Raw genomic sequence first — 11,365 nt, 5'->3', positions numbered from 1 at the left:
CCGTTCGCCCCCGTGATCGCGAGGAAGTCGCCGGCGTGCACGTCGATGTCGATGCGGTGCAGGATCACGCGACGACGGCGGGTGACGGTGAGGTCGCGCACGCCGATCAGCGGGGTGGGGAGCGTGGCGGGTGCGGGCGCGGGACGGTCGGTGGGCGCGGGCGACTCGGCGGGCGCGGCGAGATCAGCGGTCGACAGCGACTCGGGCGGCTGTGGCGATCCGACCCCGGCATGCTTCGCGAAGGGCGCACCCGGCGGCGGCGCACCCTCCAGTGCGGCGCGCAGCTCGGCCGGCGTCAGGGGGAGCGGATCAAGCGCATAGCCCGCGGCCCGCAGCCGCAGCGCGGCGAGGGTGGATGTCGGAAGCCACACCCCCAGCGCGTGCAGCACCTGGGCGCTCCCGCGCAGCACGTCGTCGACAGCGCCGTCGGCGATCACCCGCCCGTCGGCGTCCAGCACGACGACGCGGGTCGCGATGGCGACCGCTTGATCGAGGTTGTGCTCGACGAGCACGATCGCCCGGTCACCCGCAGCGACGACATCGTCCAGCGCCGCGTACACGTCGGCGATGCCGGACGGATCGAGGTTGGCGGTGGGCTCGTCGAGCACCAGCAGGTCGGAACCCATCGCCAGCGCGCACGCGATCGCCAGGCGCTGGCGCCCCCCGCCCGAGAGGCGCTCCGGGTTCTCGCCGCGCCGGTCCCAGAGCCCGACGCGCCGCAGGGCGGCTTCGGCGCGAGTGAGGACCTCGGCCACCGGCAGCCGCAGATTCTCCGGCCCGAACGCGACTTCGTCCAGCACCGACCCCGTCACCAGCTGCGCGTCCGGATCCTGGAAGACCATCGCGACCCGCTCGCTCAGCCGCGCGACCGGGGTCCGGGCGGTGTCCATCCCCCCGACGTCGACGGTGCCCGCGAGATCGGCGGGGACCGCGTGGGGGATCAGGCCGTTCATCGCGAGCGTCAGGGTGGATTTTCCCGAGCCGCTGGGCCCCATCAGCAGCACGACGTCGCCGGGCCGGACGGCGAACGACACGTCCCGCGGGGTGGGGGCGACAGCATCCACGTGGGTGATCGACACGCCCCGTGCGGTCAGCAGGGCCGCCGCGGCGGGGGTGCCGGGGGTGGGGCGCGCCCTGTCCGGGCGGGTGGATGCTGTCACGAGAGGCCTTCGGAGGTGTCCCTCCAACTTAGCCTGACCTAACCTGCGCGCGGGCGGCGCGGTGCGGGCCTCGGTGGGCGAGACCACATTTTTGCAGCGAACCGACATCCGACGTGTGGTGGCTCGCTGCAAAAATGTCGTCTCGGGGTCGCGCGGCGCCCGCGCCGGGCGCCCGGCGCGCCGCGCGGGGCGGGGCGGGGCGCGGGTCAGCGCCGCGGTGGACGAGCGACACCCGCGCGGCGGAGGGCGGCGCCGACCCACAGTCCCGCGGCGGTCCAGGCCACCGGACCCAGTACCGACAGCACGATGTAGACGATCTGCGCCCACAGGGGCAGGCGTGCGAGGTCGGCCGCGAACCCCACCACCACCGCCACGACCGCGCCGATGACGACGGCCGAGACGAAGAAGCGCCACGCGCCCCAGGCCCGATAGCGGGTGAGGGCGGCCACGCCCTCCTGGATCGCGCCGAACAGCAGCGCCGTGCCCAGGAACCGCCCGGCCCAGGCCGGGTTGAACGCGCTGGCGACGAGCGCGGCGATCAGGTGCGTGAGCAGCGCGACGAAGGGCATGCGCAGCAGCTCCTGCGCGATGATCCCCGGCAGCACGTGCGAGCCGAGCACCAGACCGTAGACGATCGGCAGCGCAACGACGACCACCGGCGTGAGCCAGCCCGCCACCGCCCCGACGAGCCCGGTGGCGACGCCGATCGCGGCGCAGATCTGCAGGACGCGCGTGGAGAGGGCGTTCAGTGTGCGCACCCGGTCAGGCTATCGGCCGGCGCGGGGGAGGGGCCCGGCGATCGCCGTGACAATGCGCCCGCTCAGGGGCGCGGGCCCGACGTCACAGGCGCCGGCGGCGCGGGGTCAGTCGCACGTGCGGCAGGGGCGGGGCAGGGATGCGCTCCGGCCCGTGCCCGACGACATGACCGAACCGCGGCGCGTCGGCCTCCCACTCCTCGCGGGCGGCGACGATCTCGTCGTGACTGCGTCCGACGAAGTTCCACCACATCACGATGTCCTCGCCGAACGGCTCGCCGCCGAGCACGAAGATCGTCGCGCCCTCGTCGCCCGCCGTGACGTCGACGTGGTCGCGGTGGACGCCGAGGTAGAGCAGGTCGTGCGCACCGACGGTGATCCCGGATGCTGTGGCCCCGGCATCCGTCGCCGCGTCGTCGCCGCCCAGCCTGACCTCGCCGAAGACGCCGACGAGCGCATGCTCCCACGCGGACTCGAGCGGCAGACGCACGGTCGCGCCGGGACGGATGCGCACCTCCGCGCCCACGAGCGGGGTGTGCGTGGTCGCGGGCGAGACCGCTCCCGCGAAGGGTCCCATGACGACGGTCGCCTCGGCGACCTCCGCGCCTTCGGCGCCGAGCGCCACGATCGGGAGGCGCTCGTGGCGTTCGAACTCCGGTGCGCCGTGGCGCCGATGCTCGGGCAGGGCGACCCAGAGCTGCAGTGCGTCGAGAGCGACAGCATCCGCGCCCGTGGAGTACTCGGAGTGCGCGATCCCCGCGCCGCTGGTCATGAGGTTGAGCGCGCCACGGGCGACGAGCACATCGCTGCCGACGGTGTCGCGATGGCGCACCTCGCCCTCGAATGGCCAGGTGACGGTCTGCAGCCCGATGTGCGGGTGCGGTTCGACGCGCATGCGCGTGACCTGCGGGCCGAAACGGTCGAGGAAGCACCAGGCCCCCACCATGGGCAGGTCGCGCTGCGGGAGGGCGCGGTGGACCTCCATCGCGCGCACGCCTCCCAGCGGCACGTCGCGCGAATGCAGCAGCAGGGCCCGCGGCCCGTCGCACGCGGCGGGCGCCTCCACCTCCTCCGGGCCGACGTCGAGCCTGGTCATGCGGGGGATTCGCCGGGGGCGGCGGAGTCCTGCGCCTGCGAGGACCGCGGCCAGTCGATGACGGCGCCGGGCACCTCGTTCTCGCTCAGGTACTTCGCGATGAACGGGCACGCGGGCACGATCGTGGCGCCCTCGCGGGCGGCGTCGGCCAGCGCCTCCGAGGCGAGGACCCCCGCCAGGCCCTGGCCGCGGAAGGCGGGATCGGCCTCGGTGTGCGTGAAGATCATGCGGCCGTCCTCGCGTGATCTGTATTCGGCGAATCCGGCGAGCGTGTCGCCCATGTGCAGCTCGTAGCGCGACTCGGCGTCGTTGCGGGTCACCGTGGGGGTGGGATCTGACATGCGGCTCCTTCGCTGGGGGCGGTCACCACGCTCCAACGTAGGCGGGCGGCCGGGTGTTCCGCCACGGCGGCGGGCTGCGGCATCCCGCGCCGTCCTTTTCCGGGCTGCGGCCGCCCGCGCCGTGCTTCTCCGGGCTGCGGCCGCCCAACCCACACTTTTGCAGCGAGACACCACACGACGGCTGGTGGTTCGCTGCAAAAGTGTGGGTTCGCGCCGGCGGGCGCCCGGTCGGGCCGCGCCGCGGCGGCCGCGCCCGGATGAAGGACTCGCCACGCGCATGCGCGAGACTCGAGGCATGGACCTGCTCGCCACGATCCCGGACGGCGCGGGCCCCGACGAGGTCTACGAGGCCTTCACCCTGTGGGCCGAGCATCGCGGCTTCTCGCTCTATCCGGCGCAGGACGAGGCGATCATCGAGCTCGTCTCGGGTGCCCATGTGGTCCTGTCGACACCGACCGGCACGGGCAAATCGCTCGTCGCCGTCGCGGCGCACGCCGCGTGCCTGGCCCGAGGCGGCCGCACCTATTACACGGCCCCGATCAAGGCGCTCGTCAGCGAGAAGTTCTTCGCCCTCGTCGAGATCTTCGGCGCCCGCAACGTCGGCATGGTGACGGGCGACTCGTCGGTCAACGCCGATGCGCCGATCATCTGCTGCACCGCCGAGATCCTCGCCAACCTGGCGCTGCGCGAGGGGGCCGGAGCAGCGGTCGATCAGGTCGTCATGGACGAGTTCCACTACTACGGCGAGCCCGAGCGCGGCTGGGCATGGCAGATTCCTCTGCTCCTGCTGCCCCGGGTGCAGTTCGTGCTGATGTCGGCCACCCTCGGCGATGTCACCCCCATCGCCGACGACCTCGAACGTCGCACCGGCCGCCCCGTGGCGCAGGTGACCGGGGTCGAACGCCCCGTGCCGCTGCATTTCTCGTACGCCCGCATCCCCGTCCACGAGCAGGTCGAGCAGCTTCTCGGCACCGGCGAGGCGCCGATCTACATCGTGCACTTCTCGCAGGCCGCGGCGATGGAGCGCGCGCAGGCGCTCTCGAGCATCAAGATCGTCTCGCGCGCCCAGCGCGACGAGATCGCCGAGGCGATCGGCGGATTCCGCTTCACGACCGGCTTCGGTCGCACGCTCTCGCGGTACGTACGGGCGGGCATCGGGGTGCACCACGCCGGGATGCTGCCGCGCTATCGGCGTCTCGTCGAGACGCTCGCCCAGCGCGGTCTTCTCCGGGTCATCTGCGGAACCGACACGCTCGGCGTCGGCATCAACGTGCCGATCCGGACGGTGCTGCTGACCGCGCTGACGAAGTACGACGGACAGCGGATGCGGCACATGAGCGCCCGCGAGTTCCACCAGATCGCGGGCAGGGCCGGTCGCGCGGGGTATGACACCGCGGGAACGGTCGTGGCCATGGCGCCCGACCACGAGATCGAGAACGCGGCCGCGATTGCCAAGGCGGGCGACGACCCCAAGAAGCAGCGCAAGATCGTGCGGAAGAAGGCGCCGCAGGGTTTCGTCTCGTGGGGTGAGGCGTCGTTCGAGAGGCTCGTCGAGGCCGTGCCCGAGCCGCTCGAGCCGCGGATGCAGCTCACCGCCGCGATGCTCATCAACGTCATCGCTCGCGGCGGCGACGTGTTCGCGAACGTGCGCTCCCTCGTCTTCGACAATCACGAGCCCCGTGCGCGGCAGTACGAGCTGGCGCGTCGGGCGATCGCGATCTTCCGGACCCTGCGCGATGCCGGCATCGTCGAGAGTGCGGATGACAGCATCCGCCTCACCGTCGATCTGCAGCCGAACTTCGCCCTGAACCAGCCGCTGTCGCCCTTCGCGCTCGCCGCGATCGACCTTCTCGATCCGCTCGAGAGCCCTGGTGCCGTAGGGACGGGCCACTACGCCCTCGATGTGGTGAGTGTCATCGAGTCGACGCTGGATGATCCCCGACCCGTGCTGTCGCAGCAGGAGTTCCGTGCACGGGGCGAGGCGGTCGCGGCGATGAAACGCGACGGCCTGGACTACGACGCGCGCATGGATGCGCTCGAGGAGGTCACCTACCCCAAGCCGCTCGCGGAGCTGCTCGCGCAGTCGTTCGAGATCTTCGCCTCGAGTCAGCCGTGGGTGCGGGACTTCGAGCTCTCGCCCAAGTCGGTCGTGCGTGACATGTTCGAGAGGGCGCTGTCGTTCGGGGAGTTCGTGTCGCTCTACCAGCTGGGGCGCAGCGAGGGGCTCGTGCTGCGCTACCTCAGCGACGCGTACCGCGCGATCCGGCAGACGGTGCCCGCGGAGGCGCGCACAGAAGCGCTGCGCGATCTGATCGAGTGGCTGGGCGAACTGGTGCGGCAGGTCGACTCCAGCCTCGTCGACGAGTGGGAGGCGCTCGTGAATCCGTCGCTCGCCGAGCCGGGGGCGCCCGTCGTGCCGCCCGCGCCGCCGTCGGTGGTCGTGAACCGCCGGGCGTTCACGGTGCTCGTGCGCAACGAGATGTTCCGGCGCGTGCAGCTCGCGGCGCTGCAGAAGGACGACGAACTGGGCGAGCTCGACCCCGACGTCGATTGGTCGGCGGCGCTGGATGCCTACTTCGACGAGCACGACGAAATCCTCATGGGCGGGCCGGCGCGCTCGCCCGGGCTGTGTGCGATCGACGAGACGGATGCCGCGGCTCGGGGCCTCTGGCGGGTCGAGCAGACGATCGACGATCCGGCGGGCGACCACGACTGGCGCGTCCGGGCGGAGGTCGACCTCGAAGCCTCGGCCGAGGAGGGCACCGCCATCGTGCGGGTGCTCGAGGTGCGCCGGCTCTGAGGCGCCGGTGTCCGCCGCGCCCGGCCTCCTCCTTCGGTGTCCCACTTTCTGTCGCCCAGCGCGAGCGCAGGCGACAGAAAGTGGGACACCCTCTGCGCCCGGGCGCGCGCGAGCCTGGCGCGGGCGCGCCGGCGGGCGTAATCTGGCCGCCACATCGACGGATCGGGGGTGGCCCTGATGGCCCTGTTCAGGCGGCGGCGCAGCCCGTATGAGGCGCTCAGCGAAGAAGAGCGGATGTCGCGCTACATCTACCTGCTCGGGACCCTGCCCGCCGAGGTGATCGAGAAGGCCCACGCCGCCGCGTTCCGCGAGCTCTCGGCCCGCGAACGGCGCGAGATGTTCGACCGCCTGCGGCCGTTCATGTCGGAGCAGGAGCAGGAGCAGGCGCATGCCCGCAGGCCTCAGCCGGCGCTCATGGCGGGCATGCTGCGGCGCCTGTCGGCCGCGAACGGCGGCACGACCGCGGTGCGTGACCGCGAGGGCGCGACGGCCGTCGACGATCCCCGTCGCGCGTTCGAGGACAGCCTGCAGGTCAACGCCATCACCGCGGCCGTGGCCCACAATTTCATCCTCTCGGCGGTCGTCGTGTCGTACTTCGCCTCCGGCGCGGGCGCGGCGACGCTGTCGGGCGAGCCCGAGTGGGTCTCCGACCTCGCGGCGTCCGACCCGGCCGGTGCGGGATACGGGGGCGGGTCGTACGGCGGGTACGACGGCGGGGGCGCCGCGGGCGGGTACGACGGCGGGGGCTTCATCGGCGGTTTCGACGGCGGCGGCGGATTCGCCTGAGCGAGAGGGCGCTCGGACCGGGATGTCGGGGCACGTCGTTACACTCGACGGGTGCCGCCGCGCGATCCCGACCCCGCCCCGTGGGGTGACCCCCTCGATGAGTGGGCGCCCCCGGAGGACGAGTGGTTCCCGCCGGATGACGCGCCCCCGCCGATGGATGTCGACGCGCCCCCGCCCGAGGGGTTCATGCCGCCGCGCGATGGTTTGTCGTCCGCGTCGGGCTCGGCGGCAGCATCCGCCCCCCGCCCGGCGCCGCGCCGGTACGCGACGCCGCTCGAGGCGCTTCGCACCGTCTACGGGTTCGACGCGTTCCGCGGCGAACAGGCCGAGATCATCGACCACGTCACGGCCGGCGGCGATGTCGTCGTGCTCATGCCCACCGGCGGCGGCAAGAGCGTCTGCTATCAGATCCCGGCGCTCGTGCGCGAGGGCACGGGGCTCGTGGTCAGCCCTCTCATCGCGCTGATGCACGACCAGGTCGATGCCCTGCGCGCCAACGGCGTGCGCGCGGCATACCTCAACTCGACGCAGGCCCCCGCCGAGCGCGCGCAGGTCGAGCGCGACTACCTCGCGGGCGAACTCGACCTGCTCTACGTCGCCCCGGAGCGCCTGAACACGGAGACCACCCTGCGCCTGCTGCAGCGCGGCGCGCTCAGCGTCATCGCGATCGACGAGGCGCACTGTGTGTCGCAGTGGGGGCACGATTTCCGCCCCGACTATCTGGGCCTCGGCGATCTGGCCGAACGCTTTCCGGGCGTTCCGCGCCTCGCGCTGACCGCCACGGCGACCCCCGCGACGCACCGCGAGATCGCCGAGCGGCTGCAGATGCCGCAGGCCCGGCACTTCGTCGCGAGCTTCGACCGGCCCAACATCCAGTACCGCATCGAGCCCAAGGTCGAGCCGCGCAAGCAACTGGTGGCATTCCTGCGTTCGATGCCCGACGGTGCGGCGGGTATCGTCTACGCGCTCAGTCGCAAGAGCGTCGATCAGACGGCCGCCTACCTGCGCACGCAGGGCATCGATGCCCTGCCGTACCACGCCGGCCTCGACGCATCGACGCGGGCGCTGCACCAGTCCCGGTTCCTGCGCGAGGACGGCGTCGTCATGGTCGCGACCATCGCCTTCGGCATGGGGATCGACAAGCCCGACGTGCGCTTCGTCGCGCACATCGATCTGCCCAAATCCGTCGAGGGCTACTACCAGGAGACAGGGCGCGCCGGTCGAGACGGCGAGCCCTCGCTCGCCTGGATGGCGTACGGGCTCGGCGACGTCGTGCAGCAGCGCCGCATGATCGATCAGAGCCCCGGCGACCGCACCTACAAGATGCGGCTCGGCCAGCACCTCGACGCGATGCTCGCCCTCTGCGAGACCGTGGCGTGCCGTCGACAGAACCTGCTCGGTTACTTCGGGCAGGAGGCGGGCCCGTGCGGCAACTGCGACACGTGTCTCACCCCTCCCGAGACCTGGGACGGCCTGATCCCCGCGCAGAAGCTGCTCTCCACGATCGTGCGGCTGCAGCGCGAACGCGGGCAGGCGTTCGGCGCGGGGCATCTGATCGACATCCTGCGCGGGGCGAAGACCGACCGCATCGCCCAGCAGGGGCACGACGCCCTCAAGACGTACGGCATCGGCGCCGATCTGTCGGAGCAGGATTGGCGCAGCGTCATCCGCCAGCTCCTGGCCCGCGGCATCCTCGTCGCCAAAGGCGAGTACGGCACGCTCGCGCTCAGCGAGGTCAGCGTCGGCGTCCTCTCGGGTACGACGCCCGTGCCCCTGCGTCGCGACGTCCTCGGCCGCGGCGGCGGATCGGGGGGCGGCGGGTCCTCGCGCGGGCGTCGGACGGCGGCATCCGCTTCGCTCGACGAGGCCGATCAGCCGCTCTTCGAGGCGCTCCGCGCGTGGCGCGCCGAGGAGGCGCGGCGCCAGGGCGTGCCCGCCTACATCGTCTTCGGCGACGCGACGCTGCGCGCGCTCGCCGAGCATCGTCCCGCGAGCGAGGCCGAGCTCGGCGGCATCTCGGGCATCGGGGAAAAGAAGCGCGAGGCGTACGGCGAGGCCGTGCTCGCGGTGATCGCCGCGGCCTGAGCGCGCTCAGCCGGTCAGCACCTGATTGAGGTGCGCGGTGAGATGCGCGCCGATATCGATCTCGTCGGGGGCGTACATCCACTTGAACTGCAGGCCGTCCCACAGCGCGAGCAGCCAGAGCGCTTCGGCGGCGCGCCTGCCCGGCTGCCCGCCTGCCCGGCTGCCCGCCTGCTCGGCTGCGCGCCTGCGCGCCTGCCCGCCTGCGCGCCCATCATTCGGCGTTGGGGCGTTGAAATCACGTTGGGGCGCGCTGCAGCACGCCCCAACGTCGCGCTGACGCCCCAACGCCCCGTGCAGCGACCCCCCGTGCAGCGACCCCCGGCGCAGCGATCCCCCGCAGCGGGCGCGGGGTTAGGCTGACCCCGAACGTCGACGACGACGGGAGGATCGATGGCGACTCCGAGTAACATCGAGATCGCACAGGCGGCGCGCATGCGACCGATCGACGAGGTGGCGGCGGGTCTCGGCATCCCGGATGACGCGCTCGTGCCCTACGGGCGGTACAAGGCCAAGATCTCGCTGCCCTTTCTCGCGCGGCTGGATCATCGCCCTCGCGGTCGGCTCGTGCTCGTCACCGCCGTCTCTCCCACACCCGCCGGCGAAGGCAAGACGACGACCACCGTCGGTCTCGGCGACGCGCTCACCAGACTGGGCGAAAGGGCCATGATCTGCCTGCGCGAGCCCGCCCTGGGGCCCGTGTTCGGCATGAAGGGCGGTGCCGCGGGCGGCGGGTACGCGCAGGTCGTGCCGATGGAAGACATCAATCTGCATTTCACGGGCGACTTCGCCGCGATCGGCGTCGCCACGAACCTGCTCGCGGCGATGATCGACAACCACATCCACCACGGCAACGGCCTCTGCATCGACGTGCGACGCGTGACGTGGCGGCGGGTGCTCGATGTCAACGACCGGGCGCTGCGCGACACGGTCACGGGCCTCGGCGGGCCGGGAAACGGCTACCCCCGCGAGAGCGGGTTCGACATCGTCGTCGCGAGCGAGGTGATGGCGATCTTCTGCCTGGCCACGAGCCTCGCCGACCTCAAGCAGCGCCTCGGCCGGATCGTGGTGGCCCGCACCCGCGACCGCCGACCGGTCACCGCCGCCGATCTCGAGGCGCACGGGGCGATGGCCGCGATCCTGCGCGACGCGCTCGCCCCCAACCTCGTGCAAACCCTCGAGAACACCCCGGCGCTCGTCCACGGCGGCCCGTTCGCGAACATCGCGCACGGCTGCAACAGCGTCCTGGCGACGGATGCTGCGCTTCATCTCGCCGAATACGTCGTGACCGAGGCGGGGTTCGGTGCCGACCTGGGCGCCGAGAAGTTCGTCGACATCGTGGGGCGCGCGTCGGGGCTGCATGCCGACGCCGCCGTGATCGTCGCGACGGTGCGCGCGCTGAAGTACCACGGCGGCGTGGCCCTCGCAGATCTGCCGGTCGAGGATGTCGCCGCGCTCGAGCGCGGCATGGTCAACCTCGAACGTCACATCCGCACCGTCCGCGACGTGTACGGGCTGCCCTGCGTGGTCGCGATCAACCGCCGGGCGGACGACACGGATGCCGAGGTGTCGGCGCTCATCGCCGCCGTCGAACGGAGCGGGGTCGCCGCCGTCGAGGCGCGGCACTTCGCGGAGGGCGGCGCGGGCGCCGAGGACCTGGCGCGGGAGGTCATCCGGCTCTGCGGCGACGGGCCCGCGTCCGCGCCCGTCTACACCTACGACGACGATGCGACGCTCTGGGAGAAGATGCGCGCCATCGCGACGCGCGTCTACGGCGCCGCCGACATCACCGCGTCCACCGCGGTGCGTGCGCAGTTGCGTCGGCTCCAGGACGAGGGGTATGGCCGGTACCCCGTGTGCGTCGCGAAGACGCAGTACTCGTTCTCGACCGACCCCCGGCTGGGGGGGGCGCCGACGGGCCACGTCGTCGATGTCCGCGAGGTGCGCCTGGCGGCGGGAGCCGAGTTCGTCGTGATGGTGTGCGGCGAGATCATGACGATGCCGGGCTTGCCGGAACGGCCGGCTGCAGCATCCATCGATGTGACCGACGACGGGCGGATCATCGGCCTCTTCTGACGACGATGGTGGGCGTTTCGTCTCGCTGCGCTCGCAGGGCGACCGGGGCTGTGGGTTGGCCACAATCGCGGGTCGCGCGAACCGTCGCAAACATTGGCTATACCCCACAGTCGAGTTCGCGCATCGTTGTCGCAGTCCTACCATCGGAGCATCCCCCTTTCCGCGACGAGAGGATCCCTCATGGCCGACGCCGCCGTCCGACCGAACAAGCCCGCCATCGCCCGCCGCACGCCGGCCGGAGGCGCCCGCACCGCACCGAACAGCGCGGC

General features: G+C 72.2%; 9 protein-coding genes. 4 read left to right on the top strand and 5 right to left on the bottom strand.

Annotated elements, in window-relative coordinates:
• The 4 genes from DI573_RS10965 to DI573_RS10950 all read right to left on the bottom strand — a co-directional run.
• Positions 1–1,160, bottom strand: a 1,160-nt coding sequence (locus DI573_RS10965; RefSeq protein ID WP_292813980.1) for an ATP-binding cassette domain-containing protein, incomplete at its 3' end; no start/stop codon positions are given.
• A 206-nt stretch (positions 1,161–1,366) separates the two neighbouring features.
• The gene (locus tag DI573_RS10960) at positions 1,367–1,918 is read right to left on the bottom strand and encodes an ECF transporter S component (RefSeq protein WP_292813978.1); all 552 of its coding nucleotides are present in this window, start codon (positions 1,916–1,918) and stop codon (positions 1,367–1,369) included.
• A gap of 82 nt (positions 1,919–2,000) precedes the next feature.
• Positions 2,001–3,011 carry a pirin family protein gene (locus DI573_RS10955; protein ID WP_292813975.1) on the bottom strand — a complete coding sequence of 337 codons (1,011 nt, stop codon included), beginning with the start codon at positions 3,009–3,011 and terminating at the stop codon, positions 2,001–2,003.
• Positions 3,008–3,352 (bottom strand): GNAT family N-acetyltransferase, encoded by a 345-nt coding sequence (locus DI573_RS10950; RefSeq protein ID WP_292813972.1) that lies wholly within the window; start codon positions 3,350–3,352, stop codon positions 3,008–3,010. Before DI573_RS10950 ends, DI573_RS10955 begins: the two co-directional genes overlap by 4 nt.
• Before the next feature lie 295 nt (positions 3,353–3,647).
• On the opposite strand from DI573_RS10950, the gene DI573_RS10945 reads away from it, so the two are divergent.
• The 3 genes from DI573_RS10945 to recQ all read left to right on the top strand — a co-directional run bounded on the left by DI573_RS10945 (position 3,648) and on the right by recQ (position 9,023).
• Positions 3,648–6,152 (top strand): DEAD/DEAH box helicase, encoded by a 2,505-nt coding sequence (locus DI573_RS10945; protein WP_292813969.1) that lies wholly within the window; start codon positions 3,648–3,650, stop codon positions 6,150–6,152.
• 177 nt (positions 6,153–6,329) lie between these two features.
• Complete coding sequence (locus DI573_RS10940) at positions 6,330–6,938, top strand: hypothetical protein (protein WP_292813966.1); 609 nt, start codon at positions 6,330–6,332, stop codon at positions 6,936–6,938.
• A 153-nt stretch (positions 6,939–7,091) separates the two neighbouring features.
• On the top strand, positions 7,092–9,023 hold the full coding sequence (recQ, locus tag DI573_RS10935) for a DNA helicase RecQ (RefSeq protein WP_292813983.1): 1,932 nt from the start codon (positions 7,092–7,094) through the stop codon (positions 9,021–9,023).
• A 6-nt stretch (positions 9,024–9,029) separates the two neighbouring features.
• Here the strand turns inward: recQ and DI573_RS10930 are convergent, their stop codons facing one another.
• Positions 9,030–9,308 (bottom strand): hypothetical protein, encoded by a 279-nt coding sequence (locus DI573_RS10930; RefSeq protein ID WP_292813964.1) that lies wholly within the window; start codon positions 9,306–9,308, stop codon positions 9,030–9,032.
• 105 nt (positions 9,309–9,413) lie between these two features.
• On the opposite strand from DI573_RS10930, the gene DI573_RS10925 reads away from it, so the two are divergent.
• Positions 9,414–11,096, top strand: coding sequence for a formate--tetrahydrofolate ligase (locus tag DI573_RS10925; RefSeq protein WP_292813961.1), 1,683 nt, complete (start codon positions 9,414–9,416; stop codon positions 11,094–11,096).
• The last annotated feature ends 269 nt before the right edge of the window (positions 11,097–11,365 follow it).

The sequence above is a fragment of the Microbacterium sp. genome (assembly GCF_003248605.1).
Lineage (GTDB): Bacteria > Actinomycetota > Actinomycetes > Actinomycetales > Microbacteriaceae > Microbacterium.
Note: the sequence above shows the minus strand (reverse complement) of the source record. Positions and strands in the feature narration are given on the sequence as shown.